The following is a 24065-nucleotide window of genomic DNA, read 5'->3' as shown; positions in this document are numbered from 1 at the left end:
CAGCCCACTGCCGACGCAGACCTGCTGGCGGCTGCGACCCTTGCTTCCTCGGCAGACCCATTACACACCTCCATGATCACGAGGTGTTGCGACGACCAGTTGAATTCACCACGGTGAACTGCCCTTGGTTGAGGGAACGCTGATCCGCCTGAAGGTCGAGCACCTTTCGAAGGAACGGGATGCCCCGCCGGCGTGGATATGGTCCTCGGAGACCGGGGCCACCCCGGATGATGTGGATCGTTTCTGGGAGGCGTTTCTTTGCCGCTTCGACCAGGAGCACACCTTCCGTTTCGCGAAGCAGACGCTCGGCTGGACCACCCCGAAACTCCGCATCCCCGATACGGCGGACTGCTGGATCTGGATCCTGATCGTCGCCCACACCGAGCTCCGACTCGCCCGGCCACTCGCCGCGGACCTCCGTCGGCCCTGGGAGAAGCCCACCGCCTCCGACTGGCTCACCCCGGCTCGGGTCCGCAGGGGGTTTCGGAACGTCCGCGCTCACCTCGCCTGCTCGGCCCGCGTTCCCAAACCCCGAGGAGCGGGTCCCGGCCGGCCACTCGGTGCCAAGAACAAACACCGGGCACCCCGCTACGACGTCGGTAAAGCCGTCAAACGACCCGAGACCCTCAAGGCCATCGCCGAAGAGGCGTCGGCCCACGCGGCAGCCGTGGCGGAATCCATGGGGCTGGTCTGTTTCGACGTACAGCTGGACCGGCTCAGGCCTTGAGCAGGGGCACCATCGGCGATAGCCGATGAGCGATGCGGCATGCCGACGTAAGGCAAGGAAATGTTCGGCCTTCCGCTCGTAGCGGCGATGGAGACGTCGGCAGGCTGCAAGCCAGGACACGGTTCTCTCGACTACCCATCGGTGGCGGCCGAGTCGTTGTGAGGACTCGACGCCCCTGCCAGCGATACGGTGGCGGATTCCCTGACCGCGGAGCCATCGGCGAAGGTAGTCGTATTCGTATCCCTTGTCGGCGTGCAGTTTCGCTGGCCGTCGGTGCCGGGGGCGGGCCCGGACGTACGGGCGCACCGGAAACGCCAAGGCAGCCCAGGCCGCGCTCGGCCGCACCGAGGAACTGCTCGACTCCATCCGGCCGGGCAGCCATGCCCCGGAGCAGCTCGCGTACATGACCCACGCCCGGCTCGCCGCCGACGCCACCGAAGTACACCGCGACCTCGAAGACCCCAAGGGCGCCTTCGCCTGGAACGCCCTGGCCACGCCCATGCCGGCGGACCGCTTCACCCGCGCCACCGGCATCCGCGTGGCCGTCCTGTCCACCAGCCACCTCCAGAACCGCGAGCTCGAACGCGGCCTCACCGCCGCGAACACCTCGCTGCGCATCCTCAGCAACGTCCACTCCACCCGCGCCCACAGTTACCTCCACGACGTCACCCGCGCCCTCGCACCGTGGAAAGGGAACCCCGAGGTGGCCGACCTCATCCAGCGCACGCGCACCGAGCTGCCCGCCGCAGCCTGATCAGCGTTCATGAAGGCCGTGGAGGAGAACATGGCCGCGGCGGGAGTGTCGCTGCTCGGGCACATCGCCCTGACTGCTCTGAGATCCCGCTGCCGACGTCAGACGATGGTGTTGTAGCGGTGACCTGGGTAGATGATTTGGCTGCCCTCACGCGTTGCGAAGGGGGGTTGCGCGTTACCAGTGCCGCGGTAGCGCCAACCGGTGCCGTTCTGGTCGATGGCGAGGAGGTCCGGCTTGCCGTCCATGTTGCTGTCGCCCAGGCCGATCAGCTGGGTGTAGGTGTTCCAGCCGCCGCCGACCCTGGTCCGGGGGGCGTACGGCGCCTTCCAGTTCCCGGTGCCCTTGTAGAGCCACAAGGAGCCGTCGCGGTCGCGTGCGACGAGGTCTGCTCTGCCGTCGCCGAAGAAGTCTCCCGTCCCGGTCAGCTGGGTGTAGATGTTTCAGCCGCCGCCGATCCGAGTGCGGGTGGCGAAGGTGCCCTTGCCGGTGCCCTGGTAAAGCCACAGCATGCCGGCACCGTCGCGGGCCACGACGTCACCTGCGGAGCTGCCGGCGATGTTGCCGACAGGGGTGATCTGGCTGTAGGTGTTCCAGCCGCCACCGAGACTCACCGGAGTGGTGGCGTACAGCGTCGGGTTCCACGGAACCTGGGTGGTGTCGACCCGCCACAGAACACCGGCGCTGTCGAGGCCCAGCAGGTCTGGCGACCCGTTGTCGGTGTAGTCGTGAGGTGCGGGCCGGCGCGTGACCTTGAAGGTGCCGCTCACCTAGAGGTCTGGCCCGAGTCCGTTGCTCGGCTTGGCGGTGATCTGCCAGGTGTAATTGCCGTTGGGGGCTTCGCCCGTGTTGGTCCACCCCGTCCAGTCCATGTGGATCCGCCCCTTGTAGTCCATCCCCACAGGCTCAGTGGTGTCGTTCGACGGAGACAGGTGCGACGTGTTGGAGAGACCCGTCGTGGTGTTGCGTAGGGTGAGGACCACGGCGTTGGGGCGCGACAGCTGCCACCTCGCCCTCCAGGGTGCTGCGTCGAGTGTGGCCACCGCGGGTACGTCGGAACGCACCAGGGTGATCCCCAGCGGCTGGCCGGTACCGGTGACCAGCTTCGCCACCGGCGCGCCGTCAGCACCGGGTGACACCCGGTAGACGCCTTCGCCCTGGGCGAGGGTGCCGCCCATCACCAGCAGTGCACCGTCGGGGGTAGGCGTGAGTGAGGTGGCGTGGTCCAGGATCTTGCGGCTGGTGCCCCCGCCGGCCGGTACCGCCCGGAAGGAGAAGCCCTCGTCGGTGGAGCCCTCGGAGAGCGATGTCCGGGACCCGAACAGAGCCCAGTTCCCGGCCAGCCCCACCAGGGGTTCGGATACGTGCTGGTGCGTGTCGATCTGCGTCTGGCTTTATTCACGGGTTGTGAAGTCAGTTGTTCATGGGTTTGGGAGGCGCCCGGATCCACGGTCGGGTGATGTTCACGAGTTTTGAAGTCACTGGGGTTCTTGCCAGGGCAGCATCGGGATGCTCCTGGTGAGAGGTCGTGGTCATGCCGCAGATGTCGAAGGTCGAGCTGTACGCGGCGATCCGGCGCGACCACCGTGGCGGCATGAAGATCCGGGAGATCGAGCGTAAGTACAACGTGTCGTGGCGGACGGTTCGCAAGGCCGTGGACTCGGTCTGGCCGGAGCCCAGGAAGCAGCTGCCGCCGCGGCCGACGGCCCTGGATCCTTACAAGCCGGTGATCGACGGGATGCTCCAGGCGGATCTGGACGCGCCGCGCAAGCAGCGGCACACGACCACGCGGATCTTCCACCGCCTGGTCGAGGAGCACGACGCGGATGTCTCCTACCAGATGGTCCGGCGCTACGTCTCCGACCGGAAGCCGCAGATCCTCGTCGAGTCGGGGAAGGCTCCGGTCGAAGCGTTCATTCCGCAGACCCACCAGCCCGGTATGGAAGCCGAGGTCGACTTCGGCGACGTGACCATCCGGCTCGCCGGCGAGCTTGTGACCTGCTACTTGTTCTCCTTTCGCCTGTCCTACTCGGGCAAGGCCGTCCACCGCGTCTTCGCGTCCTGCGGCCAGGAGGCCTTCTTCGAAGGGCACGTTCACGCGCTACAGACGCTGGGAGGCGTCCCACGGAACAAGGTCCGCTACGACAACCTCAAGGCCGCCGTCGCCCGGGTGCTGGGGCTGAGCCGGGCCAGGGTGGAAGCCGACCGGTGGATCGCGTTCAGGTCGCACTTCGCAATCGAGAGCTTCTACTGCCGCCCGGGCATCGAGGGCGCCCACGAGAAGGGCGGAGTGGAGGGCCAGATCGGCTACTTCCGCCGCAACCACTTCGCCCCGGTGCCCGAGGTCGACTCGCTGGCCGAGCTGAACGAGCTGGTCGATCAGTGGGACCTGCACGACGGACGGCGCCGGATCGGTTCGCGGCCCCGGACGATCGACGAGTACTTCCAGGTCGAGCGGCCGCTGCTGATGCCGCTGCCGGAGGAGCCGTTCGAGACGGGCCGGCTCTTCACCCCGAGGGTCGACCGCTACAGCCAGATCGCGGTCCGCACGAACCGCTACTCGGTACCGGTCCGCCTGATCGGGAAGCGGGTCCGGGTAGTCCTGCACGCCTCCCACCTGGTGGTTTACGACCGGAACGTGGAAGTGGCCCGGCACGAGCGGCTGATCGCCAAGGGCGGCTGCCGCCTGGATCTGGACCACTACCTCGAAGCCCTGATCCGCAAACCCGGTGCCTTCCCCGGCGCCACCGCGCTCGAACAAGCCCGCTCCGCAGGCAAGTTCACCCCGGTCCATGACGCTTGGTGGGCCGCGGCGGTCAAGGCCCACGGAGACACAGCCGGCACGAGGGCACTGATCGAGGTGCTGCTACTGGGCCGGCACGTCTCTCACGAGCACCTCGTCGCCGGGCTGGCCACCGCCCTGCGGGCCGGGGCACTGACCGCGGACGCGGTCGCGCTGGAGGCCCGCAAGGCCGCCCAGGCCGAGGACGAGCCGACTGGACTCGCGTCGTCGGCCCGAGCCGCCGGCGAGGCGACGGTGACGTTCCTGCACGAGTGGCGGCTCGCGCACCTTCCCCCCGACACCAGGCCGCTGCCCTCGGTGACCCACTACGACCAACTGCTCCGACGCCGTCGCACCAGCGGCGGTGAACACCGCGAGGGAGAAGCACAGTGACCCTGCCCCGCCAGCGAGGACTGACCGAGCAGGCCGCCACCACGGCCATCGACACCGCCTGCCGCCTACTGCGGCTTCCGTCGATCAGGAACGAGTTCTCCGACATCGCCGACCGCGCGATGAAGGACCAGATGACCTACCGCGGCTTCCTCGCCGAACTGCTGATGGCCGAGTGCGACGACCGGGCCCGTCGCCGGTCGGAACGACGAATCAAGGCGGCCGGCTTCCCCCGGGACAAGTCCCTGCGGACCTTCGACTTCGACGCGAACCCCAACATCGACGCAGCCGCCATCCACACCCTCGCCAGCTGCGAATGGATCAAGAAGAGCCAGCCGCTCTGCCTCATCGGCGACTCCGGCACCGGCAAGTCCCACATGCTCATCGCGCTCGGCACCGAGGCCGCGATGGCCGGCTACCGGGTCAAGTACGTGCTGGCTACGAAGCTGGTCAACGAGCTCGTCGAGGCCGCCGACGAGAAGCAGCTGACCAAGACGATCGCCCGCTACGGCCGCGTCGATCTTTTGTGCATCGATGAGCTCGGCTACATGGAACTCGACCGCCGCGGCGCCGAACTCCTCTTCCAGGTTCTGACGGAACGGGAGGAGAAGAACAGCGTGGCCATCGCCTCGAACGAGTCTTTCGGCGGCTGGACCAAGACGTTCACCGACCCCCGCCTCTGCGCGGCCATCGTCGACCGCCTCACCTTCAACGTAACCATCATCGAGACCGGCACCGACTCCTACCGACTCGCCAGCACCCGAGCCCGCGCCGAGCACGCTAACGCCAGCTGACTGGCCCCCACGCTGGTCCACTGCCCGAGGGCAGCGGGCCAGCCAAGCCTCATGACCAGCTTCATTCTCCGAGTGCGAACGACACCCGTTCTTGCCACTTCACGCCGTCGTGCACCATGAGTTCAACCGACGAGACGTGAGACGTGAACGGGAGCCTGCCGGTGAGGTCGGCCTCGATCTCCTCCAGGACGGCGTCTTCCTGTCCTTGAGCGATGGTCAGGTGGGGCACGATCTCGGCAAACCGGCCGCCATACGGAGGAGCCTCAGGCCAGCGATCAGCGATCGCCTCCGTGAGCTGCCGCAGCTGTGTGTCAGGCTCAGGGACGAGATAGAGCACTTCCGGGAGCCGCCCGCATCTCTCGAACCGCAGGTCGAAGGCCTGGTGGCTGCCCAACACCTCCGCGAGAGCGGAGTAGACGAGCGCGTCTATTCGGCTCTCGTCGAGGAACGGGAAGAGCACGGTGATGTGGGCTGGAACCCCGGCCTGGGCTGAGGGGTCGAGCCGTTCACGCCACCCGCGGACGGCCGGCTCTGCCTCCGGGATCCGGACGATGAGCCCCGTCTGGCCCGCCTGAAACGTACTGGTGCTGTCATCTGCCATGACACCGCATGGTGTCACCTCTGCCGCAGACAGCACGGCTCCTTTTCCGCGGAACGATCGATCTGCGAAGCAGGTCTACGAGCGGGACGCCCACGACGGTGCCGCTGCCGCTATTTCCCGTGAACATCCAGAGTGCTGATGATCACTGAACGCCGCCGGAACCCACGAACAAACGCTGTCGGTTGAAGTGAACGAAGCCATGCGTCACCTTGCCGGTGCCACGGTTCTTCACGCGCAACTGTGAGGTGGCCGGCCGGCTCGAGCCTTGCAAAGTGGCGAGGTAGTTCGGGGACAGAGCTGCGCCGGCCCACGTCGTGGGGGCGAGGTTTGAGGGTGATGCGACGCCGGAGGCGAGGTTGACCACCGCGTAGTACCAGTCGGTTTGTGCGCCTGTCGGACGGTTGTAGTCCAGCACCAGCTTCCCGGGGGCGGTGGACGCTACGTCCGTTCGCGTGTCAGTGGGAAGTCCGGTGACCCTCCGGTCGGTCAGCACACCATCCACGATGTTGTGCAGGTGCAGCTTGGTGGAGTCGATGCCTCGCCCCCCTACATAGGGGTTGGTCACCGCTGTCGAACCTACGACACCCACCAGATGGCGGTACTTGCCCAGCACCATGGTGGAAACCGCTCCAGTGGTCATGTCATGCAGTTCCACCCGGTAGTCGGCGTTTCCGAGGTCACCCCGTTCCAGGGCCACCACGTCGGAGACCGACCCGTAGGACTCGTCCATCTGCACCTGCGAATAGCCACGGCCCAGGTTGGTGACCGAACCGTCGGCGTACCGGGTCCACAGCAAGTCGTAGCCGGGAGTCGACGAAAGGAAGCCCGTCACGCCGGCCATGACCAGTTCCGAACCCGGCGGCAGCGCAGCAGCGCTGGTTGCCAAGGGCTCGGTGTCCGGGGCGAGCCGTCCCAGTGCCAGGATCCGCGACCGCGGGCAGCGCGAGGGGGCCGGCAATGGTGGCCATGGCCAGAGCCACCGTCCCGGCCAGGACCTTGCGGGTTGAGTTGCTGTGCGGCACGTGCCCTCCTGGACGCGCTGCTGCGCGAAATGCGAGCAGACGCAACGACGAGGAGGACTGTGCGGGGAACTTCGAATTCTCGCGGATCTTAGCAGCGCCGATCGCCGCTGTGACACATGCGGTGGCAATCACCGGGTGGGTGGGGCCGAACCGACCGGCTCCTCAGCGGGTTGAGGGCTAAATCAAGCGAGTCCTGTCTGTCCGGCGCATGCCGGTCGGTTTGGTCCGCCCTGGGTCGGGCTCACGTCCGGGGTCGGTCCCGCGGCTGGAGTCTCGCCGTATGCGGGGGCTGGCAAACGTGTGTCAGGGGTGGGTCCTGGGCTCTGTCATCTCCCGGCGGAACGCCCACTTCATTTCGGGTTCCGTGACAAACTTCATCGCCCGGCGCACAGGCGGTGTGCACAGGAGAGTCATGACCACGAGCATGGTCACGGTCACGGCCACTCTGCCGGTGGGTGTGTTCAGCACCGGGTAGTGCTCGAGGAGACCGGCGTATTGGGCTCCGCGGATCAGGAACCCGTGCAGCACGTACCCGCATATGGTTCCGGCGCCGAGCACGGTGAACCAGTAACGGCGGCCGGGGACCAGGGCAAGGAAGGCGGCGACCAGTACGAGCGTGCAGCAGAACAGCAAACCCTCCCGCATCAGCCCGGGCCACCAACCCATCCCGAGCTCCTGAACGCTCCTCGACCGGTACAACCAGTTCAGCGGGATGTCGAGCGTCACCCAGTAGGTGAGGGGGATCGCGGCGGCGAACACGAGCACGGCGAATGCTCTGGGTCCGCGGCGGCGCAGAACCTGGAAGTGCTCCAGCTTCATGCACAGGCCCAGCACGAAGAACGGCAGGAACTGCAGGACCCGTATGAGGTCGAGGGTCGGGCCGATATCGGGGGTGATCATCGTGAGTGCGGCGATGACCAGGGAGACCGCCAGCGGCCAGCGCAGGGTGCGCCACAGGGGAGCGGTCAGCCGCCAGATGAAGAGCGCGAGCAGGAACCACATCAGGTAGAAGGGCTGGAGCAGGCTGATGGGTTTCCCGGAGAAGTTGCCCCCGTACCTCGCGAAGAGCGTGTATGCGACCTCGAAGACCACGTAGGGCAGCGCCACCCCCGTCAGGAGCCTTCGCAACTGGTCCGGTCGCCCGGTGTAACTGCGCGAGAGATAGCCGGATATCAGTATGAAGGCCGGCATGTGGAAGAGGTAGACGAACATGTAGAGGGCCCGGGTGGCCCGGCTACCCTCGATCACGAGGGGCAAGACGTGGCCCAGCGCCACAAGCAGGATGGCCAGGTACTTGGCGTTGTCGAAGTACGGGTCCCGACGGGTGGACAGGGGGACCGGCTCCGCGGAGGGCTTCGGCCCAGTCGTCGTGGTAGCCGAAACAGTGTCGGGCCGCCCCAGGTTGGGGGCCCCGCCTCCTCCGTCACGGGCGGAGGAGGCCTTACGTATCTCATGTGCAGCGGAAGGCATTCGAGGACCATAGCCCGGCAATTCCATCTTGGGAAAGGTTGCGGATTGGAGAGTAGCGATTCCGTATACGAGGGAGGTTCCTATGGGCGCCATCTTCGCAAACTAGGGCGTACGGGGTGTTTAGCCTCGCGCTTTCACGAAGTGGGCTGTCCAGCTGATGATCAGGGCAGCAGAAAGTGCCTCTGACCAGCGAGAATGAGGACTGTCTACGCCCTTGTTCCGGCCCCTGTCGGAGGCACTTTCCAGGTGAAGAAGCGTATCGGGTCGTACCCGCGTATCCGCACTGAGGAAGGCGGTCGCGGGGTGGTCTCGCAGGCCGGGGTCGTGCTGCTGGTGGAGACGGTTCGTAAGTCCGGTCTGGATCAGGCGATATCAACTGGGCGCCCACCCGACGCGACAGCCGGGCCGTCAGCCAGGCTGCCACCAGCCCGAGCAGTCGAAACGGCCCACCGGAAGAACCGACGGACCGTCACGAAAGATCGAGATTAGCCGATGAGGGCCTGGGTGATCGGCCGGGTGGGTCTGCGCGGCGAACCGGGGGTTGACGGCGGCGTAGGCGGTGAAGGCGTTCAGACCGGTGGCCAGAGCCCAGCCCCGCCCCCGCATCCAGGTGGCATCGTCCACGCCGAGGGCATCGCGGAAGGCGGCTCGGCTGTCGGCCGTCATCAGGGTGAAGGCGATCACCAGGTCGCAGGCCGGGTCACCGGTGCCGAGCCCGCCGAAGTCGATTGTATTCGCGTCGCGCTGTTTCATCCCGGATGCGTGCTAGCTCTTCCGGCGAGGAGAGCGCGGCGACGAGTCTCTCGGTGTGCGTGTGTGCCCTTTCCGCCGCCGCGACGGCTTCGGCAAGCAACTTCTCCTCGGTCAGCGGCTCCGCGCCTGCGAGATAGATGGCCTGATGTGTATGAACGACGTTTCCAGCGTCATCTCGCACCAGTGCGACGTGACGCCCGGTTTCTTGCATCATGCTCTTGCTCCCGAGTTACCACGGTGGACCGATAATTCAGGCTTTCGCCCATTGTTTCCCCACTGCTGCCTCCCGTAGGAGTCTGGGCCGTTTCTCATACACCACCTGCATACCGGCCCGAAGGGGACGCCTGTCCCCAGAAGTTTCCGACGTATGTCAATGCTTCGCTGCTTGTGCGGGCCCCCGTCAATTCCTTTGAGTCTCAGCCGACCGGGGTATTCCAGATATAGCCCATTGCGCTGCCGTCTACCCATCCATCATAGGATCGCGCGGAGATGTTGAGTTGAGTAATGTTGTCGCCGAAGAACATGCCTTCCCAACTCCCATAGCCCGCACCGCCAATCGTCTTGTAAATGCCCCCTTGGACATAGGCGGAAAAGCCAACCTCACCCCACGTGTCCGTTCCCCCCATGCTACCGACAGCGGCCTGGGCTGTGATACTCAGGGGCTGCGGGAAATGCCAAGAAACGGACCCCGACGACCCTCCCGAACCACCCGGAGTACCAACTAGAGCCCAGTAATAACCAGTGATCGCCATGAATGATCTCCTCCTTAGGTCATGACTTCGATTACAACAGACAGCACGTCTGAAGCGGGATGGAGTGATGAGCTGCATCACATCGATCGCCATTGGTTGACTCAATGCGCTCAGGAAGCATCCTTGACGTCATTCCCGCTATTTAAACGGGGCTGAACGGCTGAACGGGATGGCCAGAGGCGGGGGCGGTGGACCTTAGGCCGTCCGCTCACGGGGCCGACCCAGCCGTGAAAAAGTCCGACTCGTCCTGACTTTCTGGTCCTGCGAGCCGAATACTCTCGCCTGATACCAAACCCGGCCGCTATTTGGTGGCCAGGATGGTCGTTGGTCTGGTTATGGGTGGGGCACTTGGTGATGTGAGGTCGTGGGCGGTGGGTCTGGGTGAAGTGCATGAGCGGTTCGTGCACCGGTTTGTCCGGTCGGAGCCGCGTGAGTCGGCACTGGCGTATATGCGGGGCCTGATAGCCCCGCTGGAACGGAAGAACGGCTGGACGCTCGCGGAGGAGGCCGGTCACGCGGCTCCCGACCGCATGCACCGGCTGCTGAACCGGTGTGACTGGGACGCTGATGAAGTCCTCGACGACGTCCGCGACTACGTCGTCGAGCATCTCGGTGACCCGGAGGCGGTCCTGATCGTGGACGACACCGGCTTCCTGAAGAAGGGCGTCCGATCGGCCGGGGTCCAGCGCCAATACTCGGGAACAGCGGGCCGGACGGAGAACTGCCAGGTCGGAGTCTTCCTCGCCTATGCCGGCGAAGGAGGCCGCACGCTGATCGACCGCCGCCTGTATCTGCCCACGTCATGGACCGATGACCGGGAACGGTGCCGGGCCGCGGGCATCGAGGACACGGTCGCCTTCGAGACGAAAGTGGTCATCGCCCAGGCGATGGACCGCCGGGCGATCACGGAGAAGATCCCGTTCCGTTGGGTAACCGCGGACGCCGCCTACGGCTTCTCCAAGGGCTGGCGGACCGAGCTCGAGCGGGCCGATGTCTTCCACGTCATGGCCACCACCCGTCACGACACCGTCGTCACCCGATGGGCCATGGACCACCCGGTCCACGACCTGTTTCCCGGACTGCCCCGGCAGAAATGGAAACGCCGTTCCTGCGGCAACGGAGCCCACGGCCCACGCGTCTACGACTGGGCGAGGGTCGAGGTCCGTCCCTGGCACCGCGAGGACCGACGGCACGCCGCCGCAGTGTCAGCCGGCCCCAGGAGATCTCCTACTACATCGCCTACTGCCCAGCCGACACCACACTCGACGAACTGATCCGCGTCGCCGGCAGCCGCTGGGCGGTCGAAGAATGTTTCCAGACCGCCAAGCAAGAGTGCGGCCTGGACGATTACCAGGTCCGCCGCTACCCCGGCTGGCACCGCCACATCACCCTGGCCATGGCTGCCCACGCCTGCCTCACCGTCCTGCGGGCGCGAGAGTTGGAGACCGGGAAAGCAGAAACGGATCCTCCCAGCTCATCCCCCTCACCCTCCCCGAAATCCGGCGCCTGATTACCCGTCTCACCCACCGCCGCCCTGCCTCCATCAGCCACGTCCTGCACTGGTCACACTGGCGCCGCCGACGCCAGTTCCAAGCCCGCCTCAGCCACTACAAACAACGCGGCCACACACCACCAGAAGCCAACAAACCCTCAGGACAAAGACCGTTGCAGTACTAGACCTCACGGAGGCCCCGCTCGGCCCGCTGTCCGTGAGAGTGACTGCGCGCGGCGACGAGTGGGTCAAGGGCACCGTCACCGTCGTGGCACCGATCCGTTCGACAGCCGCCCCCACCATCAAGGGCACCGCGGCCGTCGGTGGCAAGGTCACGGCGACGACCGGCTCCTGGTCCCCGGCCGCCGACTCCCACACCTACCAGTGGCAGCCCGACGGGAAGACCATCGCCGGGGCCACAGCCGCGTCGTACACCCTGCCCTCCACGCTCCAGGGCAAGCAGCTCACCGTGGTGGTGACCGCCCGCAAGGCCGGACACCCGACGGTGAAGGCCACCAGCACCGGCGTACTCGTCAAGGGAGCCGCACCCAAGGCCACGAAGGCACCGTCCATCACGGGAACGGCCAAGGTCGGCAGTGTGCTGACCCTCAGCCGCGGAACCTGGACCCGACCTCGTACGACTACCAGTGGTACGCGGACGGGAAGGCCATCACCGGCGCCACCCGAACCACCTTCACCCCGACCAGCGCGCAGCGCGGCAAGCGGATCACCGCGAAGGTGACGGCCCACCGGACCGGCCACCTGGCCGGCACCGCGACGAGCGGCGCACGGGGGCCGGTCACCGGCTGACCCGTCCGCTCGACGGAAATGCCCCACGAGGCGGCCGAACCGGCCGCCATGTGGGGCATTTCCGTCAGACGACGTACGAGCAACTCTTGTGACTGCGACCTTCCGCCTACTCCAGATAGAGAGCTGCCAAGCGGGGCAGCCGGCGCGTCATCTCGTCGCGGTCATCGAAATCAAAGTTCCAGGTGGGGTCCAGCTCCGGGAAGCGGATGGTGCGTGGGCTCGTGGGGAGCTGATCACCGGTCGCCGAGAAGTGTGCGTTCCAGGCGATGACCAGTCACCCCCGTCATCGACGTGACCCGCCTGCCCAAGCCATGAGCGGGGACCCGGATTCCGGCCCGGACGATGCGCGACGAGGCGGCCCTGCGGTTTGTCACACAACGGTCATCAGCAGATAAGAACCGGCCGTCTGCGGGCGGCCGTCCTCACAGCTGTACCAGCCAGCCCTTTCCAGAGAAGAGCCGTCCCCCCCCATGATGCGTGTTCGCCCCCAGGAAACCCCGGCCGCTTCCGCCCCGAGCCGCGGTCGCCCCGCGGTCCCGCTGTTCGCCGCCGTCGCCGGGCTGTTGCTCCTCACGGCCTGCGGCTCCGGCGGGGACATGGGTCGGGCGGACGACTCGAAGGGGTCCGCCGACGTGGCGGGTGTGCACGCCGCGGCGTCGGAGGCGGCCGTACCGCAGAAGGTGACCACCGGAGCCGTACTGGACTTCGACCTGGTCCCGGGGGCAGGGAAGACCGTGGGCACCGGTCAACCGGTGTCCTTGCAGTTCAAGAAGCCGGTCGAGGACAAGGCCGCGGTGGAGAAGGCGTTGACGGTCACCGCGTCGACCCCGACCGAGGGTTTCTGGGGCTGGGTGACCACGCCCTCGGGCCACGACCGCCTGGACTGGCGTCCCAAGGAGCCCTGGAAGCCCGGTACGGACGTCACGGTCAAGGGCACGCTCACCACGGTCGACCCCGGCGGCGCGCACTTCGACCGAGACCTGGACCGCACGTTCAAGATCTGCCGAGACCAGCAGCTGACCGCCGACCTCGACACCCACCGGCTCGTCGTCGAGCGCGACGGCAAGGTGGTGAAGTCCATCCCCATGTCCGGCGGGCAGCCCGTCAAGGGCCGCCAGTCCCGACTGGGCACCTACGCCCTCAAGACCCGGGAACCCAAGGTGCACATGACCTCCGCGTCCGTGGGCGGGCCGGTGGACTACGACGTGGTGGTCAACTGGGGCATGCGGGTGACCGACACCGGCGCGTACCTCCACGAAGGGGTTCCCGAGGCGCAGAAGTACGTCGGCAACACCAACCACAGCGCCGGCTGCATCGGCATGACCCCGGCCGACTCGAAGTGGCTCTTCGACAACACCATCCTCGGCGACCTGATCACGATCAAGGGCCGGGAAGCCATCAAGAACGCAGACGGCCCCGGCAACGGATACGCCGACTGGAGCATCGGCTACGACGACTGGAAGAAGCTGAGCAAGGCCGCCTGACCCCCCGCCCCGGCCACGCCCCGCTTCCATCCGGCACCGGCCCAGCGCTTCGCCCTCGCGGCCCCGTCCGCTTCGGCCTCAGATGCGCCGCTTGGGCTCGGTCAGTCCGGCCGGGTCGATCTCGAAGACGAACGGGGCCTCGACGCGAGTGGTCGCACCGGGCAGAGCGATCGTCTTCTCGGTGTACCGGCCGTCGGCGAGCTCGCTGACGATCAGGCGCGGGGCGGGGTCAAACTCGAGGCGCCAGTAGTGCTGAATGCCGGCCTCGGCGTAGAGCATGGGCTTGAACTTGCGGTCCATGGTCTTGTTGCCGGGGGAGACGAGCTCGACGATCAGCTGGACGGCTTCGGCGTCGATGCTGACGCCGTCCTCGGCGGTGGCGCCCGCGTCCGCGACGACGATTTCCGGCACGACCAGCCCGGACGGCAGATCACGTTGATCGCCTCCAAGACCTCCACCGGGGCGCCGGCGGCCTGGGCCGCGGCGTCGAGGGCGACGTGAAGGCGGTAGCTGGCCCGCTGGTGACGCAGGCCGGGGGCTGGGGACATCACGAGCGACTCACCCACGAGTTCATAGCGGACCGAACGGTCTTCGGCCAGGGCAAGGACTGCGTCAACGGTCCAGGGCCCGTGGTGCTGGGCAAGGCTGGCAACGCTCATATCCCCTTCACCTCCTCATCGCCTACCGCCTGTGTGGACTACGAACGGAAGGCCCGGGAGCTACACAGGCAGGGTCGCGCGCCACTACCTGAGCACGGTTGCGGCCTGTTCCAGGTGGGCGATGAGGGTGTCCACGTCGCTGCGATGGGTCAGTTCGGCATCGTAGGCGTAGTCCCCGGCGGGCAGACGATCGGTCCAGGTATCAGCTCGGGCATCTCGAAGGAGACAGCGCTCATATTTTTCACGATACGGGCGACGAGACCTGATCAGAGCGGGCCGTAAGACAGGCGGGCCGGAGCCGAAAGGCCAGCGGTCCTGGCTGGTCAGGAGGGGCACCATGGAGGGACGTGTGGTTTCCGCGTGGTGGCAGGCGTGGGGCGGTCCGGGCGCACGGTCCCCGACCCGTACCCTCCGACAGGACCCCTCACGTGACCGACAACCTCGACACAGCCCCGCCCACTGGCTCCCGTCCCGGGCGGCGGGTGCTGGTGACCGGCATCGGCATGATCACCCCGCTCGGCGGCGACACAACCTCCACCTGGAACGGCTTCCTCACCGGCCGGTGCGCGATCCGCACTCGACGTGGGGTGGGAGCGGGCGACCCGAACGGAGGCCCGGGACTTCGCCCGGTGGATGCAGATCGCGGACAAGCCGGTCCGCACGCACTGGCGTCATCGCGCAAAGGAGACGGCCGGTGAAGCCTCAGCACGGACTGAGCCGATGGTGAAACCCTTGCCTGGGACGCCGAATCCTGTGACAGGGAAATCCGCGCCGAGCCGGAAGTACGCGGCCTCGACACGAGCACACTGTGAGACGGTGCTGCGCACCTTCTACGAGTTCCACCGCGAGGAGGGCACCGGACCGCTCCTCAACCCGTTCCCGTTGGACCGTTCGCGACGCAGCGGCCGGGCGCATGCCCACCACAACCCGATGGAGCCGTTCAAAGGAGAGCGCCAAGGCCGCTACCGGCCTCGCGTGCCCCGACGGATTCCGCGCCGGATCCCAGACGCCCTCTTCGACGCGCTGTTCGCCTCCCTGAAGTACCAACGCGACCGAGCACTGCTGGCGGCGTGGGTGTCGACTGGTGCCCGGGCCGAGGAGCTCCTGACCGCGCGCCAGCGTGATGCCGACCCGGGGCAACAGCTAATCGGCGTGGTCCGCAAAGGCTCACGGGAGCGCCAGGACCTGCCCGCAGCACCGGACGTGTTCGTGTGGCTGAGGCTGTACCAACAACAGGCATGGGAGGTGGGAGTTCCCCAGAAACCGCACCTGCCCCTGTGGTGGACGCTGCGCCGACCGTGGCGTCCGCTGACCTACCACGCGGCGCGGGCCATGCTGCTGCGGGCCAATGCACTGTTGGGGGCGAACTGGACCTTGCACGACCTTCGGCACACCGCCTCATACCGGATGGCGAGGGACCCACAGCTGCCGCTCACCCACGTGCAATGGGTCCTGGGCCATGCCCACCTCTCTACGACGGAAATCTATCTCGCGGCCGGCCTGGAGGAGATCCTCCAAGAGGTGCGGGCCCATCACGCGCGGCAGGCCGAGCTGCGTCTTCGGCCGCCGGCCCCGCCCGCCGCCGGGTGCCCGCCAGTCGAATGTTCTGACCGAGGCCGTCAGCGAGCTGCGTGATCCTGCGGGCTTCGCCGCGCTGAAGGAAGCGGCCGGCCCGCTGTGGGGCACTCGGCTGTGGAGCAAGGCCGCGTACCAGATCGCCCTGATGGTCCTGGGCAAGGGCGGCGGAGTGCGGGACATCACCGTCGGCGACTGCCTCCAGCTCCGGCACCTCGAGGTCAGCGTTCTACGGCAAGCGCCCACGTCGCGGACCTTGTTCTACACGCTGCTCAACGATCTCGGCGGTTTCCCCGCGAACGCGCCCTCAACGCTGCGGTCAGTGACGGTCCATGCGGGCGAGGCCAGCGCCGAGGAGCTCGTGGACCGCTACCACGTGCGGTGTGGACCGGTGCGCGATCTGTTCGTCGACTACCTCAACGAGCGTCGCCCGGCGCTCGACTACAACACCTTCGAGGACCTGTCCCGCTCGCTGGTGGCCCGATTCTGGGCCGATCTGGAACAGCATCATCCGGGTATCGACTCCCTGCGCTTGACTCCGGACGTGGCCGCGGCCTGGAAGGAGCGCATGCGCAGCAAGACCATCCGCCGCCGCACGCCCGACGGCCATCTGGTGGAGAGCATCGTGCCCCGCGTCAACCCCAGCACCCTGCTGGCCACCGTGCGGGCCTTCTACCTCGACCTTGCCACCTGGGCGGCAGATGAGCCGGGCCGCTGGGGCCCGTGGGTCGCGCCCTGCCCGGTCAAGGACTCCGACGTCGTCTTCCGTAAGCACTCCCAACGAGTAAAAGCGCGCACCGACCAACGCACTCGCGAGAGAATGCCCGCACTGCCCACCGTGCTTCGCACGGCTGAGCTGCGCCTGAAGCAGGCTCAGGAAAGGCTGGCAGCGTTTCGTGAGGCTCCGCTCGGTGGCCGGTTCACTGTCCTGGGCGAAACCTTTACCAAGCCCAAGCCCAAGCACAGCGCTTCGACCCTTGAGCCGACCCTGGCCCTGGACGAAAGGGGCAGGCGCCGCTACCTGGTCCCCGACGAGAACCGGGCGTTCTGGATATGGGCCGCGATCGAGTTTTTCCGGCATACCGGAGCCCGCATCGAAGAGATGTTGGAGATCAGCCACCACAGCCTCGTCCAGTACGTCCTGCCCACCACCGGCGAAGTCGTACCTCTGCTGCAGATCGCCCCCTCCAAGACCGATGAGGAACGACTACTACTGGTGAGTCCCGAACTTGCCGACGTCCTTTCCACGATGGTTACGCGCGTCCGTGGAAAACACGGTGCGGTCCCGCTCGTCTCCGCCTACGACCTGGGTGAACGTGTGTGGAACCCGCCTATGCCTCTGCTCTTCCAATGGTCCAGCGCCGGACAGAACCGCCCGGTCTCCGCGGCGACCATCCGCAAGGCCCTCGGAGAAACCTTGGCCGCCTCCGGTCTCACGGACTCGGTCGGGGACCCGCTTGCCTACCGGCCGCACGACTTCCGAAGGATCTTCGTCACTGACGCCATTCTCTCCGGCTTGCCCCCGCATATCGCCCAGGTGATCTGCGGCCACAAGAGCATCACCACCACCATGGGCTACGAGGCCACCTACCCCACCGAAGCCATCGAAGCCCACCGGGGCTTCATCGCCCGCCGCAGGGCCACTCGCCCCAGCGATGAGTATCGAACCCCCACCGAAGAGGAATGGGACGCCTTCCTCGCGCACTTCGAGAAACGCAAGGTCTCCATCGGGACCTGCGCTCGCGCCTTTTCAAGCCCTTGTGTTCATGAACACGCTTGCATTCGTTGCTCGCTCCTCCGGCCGGACCCGGCCCAGCGCGGTCGGCTGGAGGAGATCCGCGACAACCTCGTCGCCCGCATCGCCGAGGCCGAACACGAGGGCTGGCTCGCCGAGGCCGAACACGAGGGCTGGCTCGGCGAGATCGAAGGTCTCCGCGTCAGCTTGGCCGGCGCCGAAGACAAGCTCGCCCAGATCTACGCACTGGCCGAGAGGAAGTCGGCTACGGTCCAGCTCGGAATGCCTGGCTTCAGCCGGTCAGGAGAAACCGCTGGGACTCCGAGACCAACGTCATGATCGAATCAGGGGCGAGCGAAGACGAAGATCAAACCGGAACTGACAGCCCGGCCTGGCGTAGCTGGGACAGGGCTGTGGACATGCACTGCTGCACGGTCCTCCCGTCAGCACGCATGCCATGCTCCAAAGGACCCCCACTGGCGGCAAACGTCCACGCCGGCGCGTTCTCGGCCGCCCTCTCGGCGTCCACTCTGATCATGGCGTTCACGCCCTGCGCACCCAGCCATTCCAGGATGAGGAGTGTCACGTCCTCGATGCCACCATCCTGGTCGATCTTGGGCCAGCGGCCCTGGTTTCCTGTCATCGCCCAGACTCTACCGAGGAGCTCGAAGCACTCTGCGTCCAGTGCCAGGTCGGGGCTCAGCTCCTGGTTTCCGTTCTGGCAAAGAGTTCAGCGCATCGCCTGCGAAGGAACAGAGCTGGCCCACGACCTGCTGGTACTCCTGCGGATCCCGCACCGTGTTCGTCGTGGTGACGGTCCACTGCTGCCATAGTCCCCCAGGGGCGAGGTAGGGGGCTGCTCGCTCGGTCCCCAGGACGGCGTCGAGGTGGAGCAGTGTGCTGAATACCGCGGTCTGGTCCCAGATGAGGCCGGGTTCGGGCAGGTAGCGATCAAGGTAGGCGCAGAGCAGATCGGCGTCCGCGCTGGTGCCGAAGGTGGCGAGAGCGATGCAGAGAGACCCTTGGTAGGGGCCTCCGCTGGCCAGGAGTAGTTCGCCGATGTGGCTCCGGAAATCGGTCCTCCCGGACACGGCAACCAGCCAGGAGGCCGTCGTGCGCTCTCGCCACCCGCCCTCCAAAAGGATGCCGAGTTCCGTGGGAGTGATCTCCCCGGCAGCCTGGACCAGCTCCCTCACGAACAGGTCGCGCTCAGGTCCGCTCAACCGCAGTGAGCTTGCGCCCAACCGCATGTACCGTCGGCCAGGCGTGACGAATCGTCGGATCAGGTCCATCAGTTCGGGGTCGCCGCTGGCATAGCGCATGGCTGCGTCTTTGCCCGGCGAAGACCTAGCTGCCAGCGGTTTACCCAGAGCCCCCGAGTGGCGATCGCTAGTTCAGAGAACCGGCCACCGCCAAAACCCTGGCCCTCCACGGCCTGCACACCATCGGCAACCTCGCCGACGTTCCCCTGCTCACCCTCCAACGCCTTCTCGGTATCGCCCTTGGACGCGCCCTCCACGAAGCCGCCCACGGGCACGACCACCGGCCCGTCCTCGCCGAACCGATCGCCCAGTCCATCAGCGCCGAGCACCGCTTCACCACCGACGAACTCAACCCCGTCGAGCACCACCGCGCCCTCCTCACACTGACCGGGCACCTCGGCGCCATCCTGCGCGCCGACCGCAAGGCCGCATCAGCCGTGGCCCTGACCGTGCGCTACGCGGACGGCTCCACCACCACGCGCAGCCGCACCCTCCCGGAAGCCACCGCCCACACCTTCCTCCTCACCCGCACCGCCTACGACCTGTACGCCACGCTCTCCCTGCAACGCGCGCGTACGAGCGATCTCCCCTTGTGTGCGGCCGACGAGGCGCCGCGCCAGCTCACCTTCGACCCCGACGTCGACAAATTGCTGGCCATCGAGGCCGTCGCAGACCGGGCCCGCAACCGCTACGGGGTTGGCGCGATCAAACCGGCCAGTCTGGCGCACACAGCGCGCTGAACCTCGTGGTCACCTGTATGTGCCGTGGCAGAGCTGGGTGATGGCCGGACTCGTGACCCCGTGCGAGGAGCGGCACAGTTCGGCCATGGAGACACGACCCGGAGCCGGGATCGCAGCCGGGCGGGAGTGCTGAGGAACCGCGGGCTTCGACGTCCGCACCTTGCGCGGCTTCGTCTTCGCTCTGGCCTTCACCTTGGTTTTCGAGGCCGGGCGCTGCGGGCCGGACTGCTTCGCCTTCACCGGCAGCCGCTCCGGCTTCCGTACCGTTCGCACTCCCGCGCCTGATCCGTCGGCCTTCGTCGTGCGGGGCTGTTCCCGGCGAGGGGGCACGGCCGACGGGCTCTCCTCGGGCGCGATCACCGCGGGCAGGAGCGGGTGGCCGGCTGTCGGGCAACGGCGTCAGCGGCAGCGCCCCACTGGTCTCCCGCTGGGAAGCGGGAGCTGGGACCGAGACCTTCGTGCGGTCCTGCGGGGGCTTGTTGTCGGCGGGGGCGACGGAGACGCCACCGCTTACAAGCCATACCTGGAACGCCGCTGGTCACAGGGGTGCACAAACGCCCGCGCCCTGCATCGCGAGATCACCGAACGGGGCTACCTCAACGGCTACGCCCCCGTCCGCGACTACCTCGTGGCCTTCCGCCTCACCCCCGGAACGCCGCCGCCCGGACCGCCGAGTGTCCGCCGGGTCACCGGCTGGCTCACCCGCCATCCCGGCACGCTCAGCGAAGAGGAACATCAACACCTCAAGATGATCATGGCCCGGTGCCCCGAGCTGGAAGCCGCCCACCAGCACGTCCGCGACTTTGGAGAGATCCTCACCTGCCGCCTCGGCGGCCTGCTCCCCGGCTGGATCGACACCGTCGTCCGGGATGACCTGCCCGGGCTGACAGGCTTCGCCCGCAGCCTGAACAGCGATTTCGCGGCCGTCACCGCCGGCCTCACCCTGCCCTGGAGCTCCGGCGGCACCGAAGGAGCCGTGAACCGCATCAAGAAGATCAAGAGGCAGCTCTACGGACGCGCCGAATTCGAACTACTCCGCAAGATGATCCTGCTCCAGTAACACTCCGAGGCGCCCCAAGATCTGCGTGAAGACCGAGCCGTGGCAGGATGGCCTTATGTTGATCCGAAAGGGCGATGCCGCGTAGGCGTCCCAAGGCCGTCCGCGCCGAGCGGTGGCGGCCACGATGGCAGTATCCGGTCCTGAAGATCCACGGTGTCTCCGCGCGGACTCGTACAGCAATCCGCCGAGTCGAAGACCAGGAGATGTGGCCCAACGCGGTCGCTCATGCGCTCTCTTGTGTCGAGTGGACTTTCAAGCAGCCTGGCCGGTACCTGGATGCCTCCGCGTTCTGCTCGCCCGGCATAAACGATGCCCGTGATGACCTGGAGTGGGCGATGCAGCACACAAGGTGCTGGCCGCCCTGATGGTGCTCATGGCCGCCGCCCTGCTGGTCACGCACACCACAACCCTGGGCACCCTCGGCTTGCCCTTGTGGGCGCAGGTGCCATGCGGGGTCGCAGCTGGCTTCGGCATCGGGGTGGTCGCGGCCGTCATGGGCGTGGCCGGAGGCGAACTGCTGATCCCGACGATCGTTTTGCTGTTCGGGGAGGACATCAAAACCGCCGGAAGCCTCTCCCTGCTGGTCTCCCTGCCGACCATGCTGGTGGCCTTCGCCCGCTACAGCCGCGACGGCAGCTTCGCCGTCCTCGGCGCCAACATCCGCTTCGCCACGATCATGGCCGCAGGCTCCATCGTCGGCGCCGTCCTGGGCGGGCTGCTGCTCGGCGTGTTCCCGGACCTCGTCCTCATCCCTGCACTGGTCGTGATCCTGCTCGTCTCCGCGGTCAAGCTCGCCCGTCACGACTGATCCTGCGAGATGGCTCGGACCGGTGGCCAACCGTGACGCTCAGAGTGGCCAATTTCGGGGTTCTGACCGCGCTTCCGGATGTTGTTGGTGATCTTCGCTCGGTGGGGTGAAAGCACTCCGACATGCTGTTCGTGCTGGCGGTCGATGTGCTGCTGTTGTCGAGCGGGGTAGTTCTGCCGGTCGGAGGGGGCCGGGATGGCAATGGGGTGTGGTTCGGGTCGAGTGGTTCCGCCACTGACCGTGAAGATGGCCCGGGCGAGCAACCCGCGGGGCACCGCGGCGATGTGGATGCGTGACCGCCTGGACGAGTTGTTCGTCGACGAGGACTTTGCCGCCTGGTATCCGGCGGACGGGCGCCCGGGTCTGTCGCCGGCCCGGCTCGCGCTGGTGTCGGTGTTGCAGTACGCGGAGAATCTGACCGACCGGCAGGCGGCGGAGGCCGTCCGGCGCCGTCTGGACTGGAAGTACTGCCTGGGCCTGGAGCTCGATGATGCGGGCTTCGACTTCTCGGTGCTGAGCGAGTTCCGTGACCGGCTGGCCGAAGGGGACCGCGCGGACCGGCTGCTGGCCGTGATGGTTGAACGTCTTGCCGCTGCAGGACTGGTCAAACGCCGCGGCAGGGTCCGCACCGACTCGCCCCACGTGCTGGCTGCAGTACGCCGGCTGAATCGGGGTGAGCTGGTCGCCGAGACCCTCAGAATGGCTCTGGAAGAGCTCGTGGTGAACGGCGAGGAATGGCTGGCCGCACTCGTCACCGCGGACTGGGGTGACCGCTACGGCCGCCCGGTCCGCTACGACCGGCTTCCCCGCGGAGGTGATGCCCTGATCGCCTACGTCCTGCGGGTCGGCGAGGACGGCATGCACATCCTGCGGGCCGTCAACGACGCCGATGCCCCACCCGGACTGCGGGAATTGCCCGCCGTTGAAGTCCTGCGGCAGGTCTGGGTCCAGCAGTACTGGATCGACGAGGATGGCCGACTGTGCTGGCGGGGACTAAAATCCAGCCGGGACCGGGCCAGCCGCAGGACGACCGAGCGCCGCAACACGGGCAAGGCATCCGCGGACGGCCGGCCAGATCCCGCTTCGGCGCGAGTGCCGTGGTCGGGCATGGAGATCGTCACCCCGCACGATCCCGAGGCCCGATACAGCCAGAAGGTCACCGCTGCCGGACAGCGGGACTGGATCGGCTACCGCGACCACCAGACCGAGACGTGCGACGAGATCGGCCCGAACGTGATCGTCCAGGTCACCACTCGGCCAGCGCCCGAGCAGGACATCGACGCTCTCGACCTCATCCACGAGGGACTGACCACGCAGGGATTCCAGCCCACCGAACACGTCGTCGACAGCGGCTACATCTCGCCCGACAGCATCCACCACGCCGCCCAGAAGTGGGACATCACGCTCTTCGGACCGGTCCGGGACGACCCGCAGGCCGGCAAACGGCCCGGCTTCGCCAAACAGGACTTCCGCATCGACTGGCAGGCCCGCACCCTGACCTGCCCAAACGGCGTGACGAGCCCGGCCTGGAAGCCCACACTAGGTGACGGCCACCCCAGGCTCTCTGTCCTCTTCCCTCGCAAAGCCTGCCGCGAATGCGCCGACCGACTCAAATGCACAGGCAACGCCGAAGGCAAGGGCCGCCATGTCTTCCTGATGCCATAGCCTCTTCAGGAGATCCAGACGAAGGCCAGAACAGACCAGACGACAGCCGATTGGCGCCGGAGATACGCCATCCGCGCGGGCTGTGAGGCCACGGTCTCCGAGACGGTTCATGCCCATGGCCTGCGGAACTGCCGCTACCGCGGCATGGCCAGAACCCACGTCCAACACGTGCTGACAGCAGCCGGAACGAACATCGTCCGACTCAGTGAGTACCTCTCACCCGGCATCCCTCCTCCCCACCGGCCCCGGCCCGGAAGTCGCTTCAAAGCCCTCTGCCGAAGCCTGCCCGCCTAAAGATCACCAACAGCATCCGGAGGAGCGGTCAGATCCTTGAAAACGGCCAGACCTGCTCATCGTCCCCAGTCAGTTGCGGGCTCAACCAGGGGTGCGGGGCCGCCTGATAGCCAGCCAGATTCGGGATCGTCGCGGCCTGTCCAGGGTGGCCGTAGGCCATCGCGTCAGCGAGGCGGTTGGAGGAGGAGAGCCGGTCGAGCCGCGTGACTTTGAGGGTGTCGCCCTCGCGGAGCGGCTGCATGACGAGGTCGAGCTGCAGGCGGGACGCTTTGGCGCCGCTCGCGTTTTTCGGCACTTGGGCCCGGCCTCCCTCTGTACTCCCCCTCTCCGGAAGCACCGGGCCATCGGAGCGAACAAAGATTCCTTGCCGTTCGGGGTGCGCCCCGTCGCCTACCAGTGAGAGGTGTTCTCCCGTACCGAATCTCCGGAGGAATCCCGT

At 67.0% G+C, this 24065-nt stretch carries 24 protein-coding genes and 5 pseudogenes; 15 read left to right on the top strand and 14 right to left on the bottom strand.

Annotated elements, in window-relative coordinates; translation table 11 throughout:
* Positions 1-106: 106 nt before the first annotated feature.
* Positions 107-727, top strand: a pseudogene (locus OG247_RS00175) (hypothetical protein); the annotation flags it as partial.
* Between the two features lie 9 nt (positions 728-736).
* Here OG247_RS00175 and OG247_RS00170 read toward each other — a convergent pair.
* A pseudogene (locus tag OG247_RS00170) lies at positions 737-1042 on the bottom strand (transposase); the annotation flags it as partial.
* On the opposite strand from OG247_RS00170, the gene OG247_RS00165 reads away from it, so the two are divergent.
* A complete protein-coding gene (locus OG247_RS00165; RefSeq protein ID WP_327257820.1) occupies positions 972-1481 on the top strand; it encodes a hypothetical protein in 510 nt (169 codons plus the stop codon). The pseudogene OG247_RS00170 and the gene OG247_RS00165 sit on opposite strands and share 71 nt — an antisense overlap.
* A gap of 98 nt (positions 1482-1579) precedes the next feature.
* On the opposite strand, the gene OG247_RS00160 is transcribed toward OG247_RS00165, so the two are convergent.
* The 3 genes from OG247_RS00160 to OG247_RS00150 are packed head-to-tail and all read right to left on the bottom strand — an operon-like array spanning position 1580 to position 2827.
* On the bottom strand, positions 1580-1906 hold the full coding sequence (locus OG247_RS00160; RefSeq protein ID WP_327257290.1) for an FG-GAP repeat domain-containing protein: 327 nt from the start codon (positions 1904-1906) through the stop codon (positions 1580-1582).
* A gap of 15 nt (positions 1907-1921) precedes the next feature.
* Entirely contained in the window at positions 1922-2248 is a 327-nt protein-coding gene (locus OG247_RS00155) for a hypothetical protein (protein WP_327250210.1), read from the bottom strand.
* The gene (locus tag OG247_RS00150) at positions 2249-2827 is read right to left on the bottom strand and encodes a hypothetical protein (RefSeq protein WP_327250209.1); all 579 of its coding nucleotides are present in this window, start codon (positions 2825-2827) and stop codon (positions 2249-2251) included.
* Positions 2828-3021: 194 nt separating this feature from the next.
* Between OG247_RS00150 and istA the strand changes: the two genes are divergently transcribed.
* Both istA and istB read left to right on the top strand, forming a co-directional pair.
* Positions 3022-4653 (top strand): IS21 family transposase, encoded by a 1632-nt coding sequence (gene istA, locus OG247_RS00145; RefSeq protein ID WP_327257289.1) that lies wholly within the window; start codon positions 3022-3024, stop codon positions 4651-4653.
* Positions 4650-5444, top strand: a complete 795-nt coding sequence (istB, locus tag OG247_RS00140) for an IS21-like element helper ATPase IstB (protein ID WP_327250208.1) — start codon at positions 4650-4652, stop codon at positions 5442-5444. Before istA ends, istB begins: the two co-directional genes overlap by 4 nt.
* 61 nt (positions 5445-5505) lie before the next feature.
* Here istB and OG247_RS00135 read toward each other — a convergent pair whose 3' ends face one another.
* The 3 genes from OG247_RS00135 to OG247_RS00125 form a co-directional block, all read right to left on the bottom strand.
* A complete protein-coding gene (locus OG247_RS00135) occupies positions 5506-6045 on the bottom strand; it encodes a 2'-5' RNA ligase family protein (RefSeq protein WP_327250207.1) in 540 nt (179 codons plus the stop codon).
* Between the two features lie 142 nt (positions 6046-6187).
* On the bottom strand, positions 6188-6931 hold the full coding sequence (locus OG247_RS00130; protein ID WP_327250206.1) for a hypothetical protein: 744 nt from the start codon (positions 6929-6931) through the stop codon (positions 6188-6190).
* Positions 6932-7370: 439 nt separating this feature from the next.
* Positions 7371-8537, bottom strand: coding sequence for an acyltransferase family protein (locus OG247_RS00125; RefSeq protein WP_327250205.1), 1167 nt, complete (start codon positions 8535-8537; stop codon positions 7371-7373).
* 246 nt (positions 8538-8783) lie between these two features.
* On the opposite strand from OG247_RS00125, the pseudogene OG247_RS44685 reads away from it, so the two are divergent.
* Positions 8784-8927 (top strand): annotated as a pseudogene (locus OG247_RS44685) (IS1380 family transposase); the annotation flags it as partial.
* 95 nt (positions 8928-9022) lie between these two features.
* Here OG247_RS44685 and OG247_RS00120 read toward each other — a convergent pair.
* Both OG247_RS00120 and OG247_RS00115 read right to left on the bottom strand, forming a co-directional pair.
* Positions 9023-9266, bottom strand: a pseudogene (locus OG247_RS00120) (phosphotransferase); the annotation flags it as partial.
* A gap of 440 nt (positions 9267-9706) precedes the next feature.
* Positions 9707-10042: a hypothetical protein gene (locus tag OG247_RS00115; RefSeq protein WP_327250204.1), complete on the bottom strand. Its 336-nt coding sequence runs from the start codon at positions 10040-10042 to the stop codon at positions 9707-9709.
* A gap of 335 nt (positions 10043-10377) precedes the next feature.
* On the opposite strand from OG247_RS00115, the pseudogene OG247_RS00110 reads away from it, so the two are divergent.
* The 3 genes and pseudogenes from OG247_RS00110 (at position 10378) to OG247_RS00100 (ending at position 13828) form a co-directional block, all read left to right on the top strand.
* Positions 10378-11552, top strand: a pseudogene (locus tag OG247_RS00110) (IS701 family transposase).
* Positions 11553-11802: 250 nt separating this feature from the next.
* Complete coding sequence (locus OG247_RS00105) at positions 11803-12276, top strand: hypothetical protein (RefSeq protein WP_327250203.1); 474 nt, start codon at positions 11803-11805, stop codon at positions 12274-12276.
* A gap of 538 nt (positions 12277-12814) precedes the next feature.
* A complete protein-coding gene (locus OG247_RS00100; RefSeq protein ID WP_327250202.1) occupies positions 12815-13828 on the top strand; it encodes a L,D-transpeptidase in 1014 nt (337 codons plus the stop codon).
* Positions 13829-13906: 78 nt separating this feature from the next.
* Here the strand turns inward: OG247_RS00100 and OG247_RS00095 are convergent, their stop codons facing one another.
* Complete coding sequence (locus tag OG247_RS00095; RefSeq protein WP_327250201.1) at positions 13907-14239, bottom strand: Uma2 family endonuclease; 333 nt, start codon at positions 14237-14239, stop codon at positions 13907-13909.
* A 1064-nt stretch (positions 14240-15303) separates the two neighbouring features.
* Between OG247_RS00095 and OG247_RS00090 the strand changes: the two genes are divergently transcribed.
* A complete protein-coding gene (locus OG247_RS00090) occupies positions 15304-16122 on the top strand; it encodes a tyrosine-type recombinase/integrase (RefSeq protein ID WP_327250200.1) in 819 nt (272 codons plus the stop codon).
* A gap of 88 nt (positions 16123-16210) precedes the next feature.
* Positions 16211-18136, top strand: a complete 1926-nt coding sequence (locus OG247_RS00085) for a site-specific integrase (RefSeq protein ID WP_327250199.1) — start codon at positions 16211-16213, stop codon at positions 18134-18136.
* A 28-nt stretch (positions 18137-18164) separates the two neighbouring features.
* Here the strand turns inward: OG247_RS00085 and OG247_RS00080 are convergent, their stop codons facing one another.
* From OG247_RS00080 to OG247_RS00070, 3 genes are read right to left on the bottom strand one after another with little or no spacing between them, the layout of a single operon-like run.
* Positions 18165-18440: a hypothetical protein gene (locus OG247_RS00080; RefSeq protein WP_327250198.1), complete on the bottom strand. Its 276-nt coding sequence runs from the start codon at positions 18438-18440 to the stop codon at positions 18165-18167.
* A gap of 10 nt (positions 18441-18450) precedes the next feature.
* Positions 18451-19047 (bottom strand): DUF6000 family protein, encoded by a 597-nt coding sequence (locus tag OG247_RS00075; protein ID WP_442813562.1) that lies wholly within the window; start codon positions 19045-19047, stop codon positions 18451-18453.
* Between the two features lie 41 nt (positions 19048-19088).
* Positions 19089-19427 (bottom strand): hypothetical protein, encoded by a 339-nt coding sequence (locus OG247_RS00070; RefSeq protein ID WP_327250197.1) that lies wholly within the window; start codon positions 19425-19427, stop codon positions 19089-19091.
* On the opposite strand from OG247_RS00070, the gene OG247_RS00065 reads away from it, so the two are divergent.
* The 5 genes from OG247_RS00065 (at position 19362) to OG247_RS44675 (ending at position 23626) form a co-directional block, all read left to right on the top strand.
* On the top strand, positions 19362-19799 hold the full coding sequence (locus OG247_RS00065; protein WP_327257287.1) for a DinB/UmuC family translesion DNA polymerase: 438 nt from the start codon (positions 19362-19364) through the stop codon (positions 19797-19799). The two genes, OG247_RS00070 and OG247_RS00065, sit on opposite strands and share 66 nt — an antisense overlap.
* A 160-nt stretch (positions 19800-19959) precedes the next feature.
* The gene (locus OG247_RS44680) at positions 19960-20859 is read left to right on the top strand and encodes an ISL3 family transposase (RefSeq protein WP_442813188.1); all 900 of its coding nucleotides are present in this window, start codon (positions 19960-19962) and stop codon (positions 20857-20859) included.
* Between the two features lie 328 nt (positions 20860-21187).
* On the top strand, positions 21188-21667 hold the full coding sequence (locus OG247_RS00055) for a TSUP family transporter (protein ID WP_327250196.1): 480 nt from the start codon (positions 21188-21190) through the stop codon (positions 21665-21667).
* Between the two features lie 288 nt (positions 21668-21955).
* Positions 21956-23332 (top strand): transposase, encoded by a 1377-nt coding sequence (locus tag OG247_RS00050; protein WP_442813186.1) that lies wholly within the window; start codon positions 21956-21958, stop codon positions 23330-23332.
* Positions 23333-23344: 12 nt separating this feature from the next.
* Positions 23345-23626: a transposase gene (locus OG247_RS44675; RefSeq protein ID WP_442813561.1), complete on the top strand. Its 282-nt coding sequence runs from the start codon at positions 23345-23347 to the stop codon at positions 23624-23626.
* Positions 23627-23654: 28 nt separating this feature from the next.
* Here OG247_RS44675 and OG247_RS00045 read toward each other — a convergent pair whose 3' ends face one another.
* Positions 23655-23921 (bottom strand): hypothetical protein, encoded by a 267-nt coding sequence (locus tag OG247_RS00045; RefSeq protein WP_327250195.1) that lies wholly within the window; start codon positions 23919-23921, stop codon positions 23655-23657.
* Between the last annotated feature and the right edge of the window lie 144 nt (positions 23922-24065).

The sequence above is a fragment of the Streptomyces sp. NBC_01244 genome (assembly GCF_035987325.1).
In the GTDB taxonomy this organism is placed as follows: Bacteria; Actinomycetota; Actinomycetes; order Streptomycetales; family Streptomycetaceae; genus Streptomyces.
The sequence above is the reverse complement of the archived record's forward strand: the minus strand, read 5'-3'. Positions and strand labels throughout refer to the sequence as shown.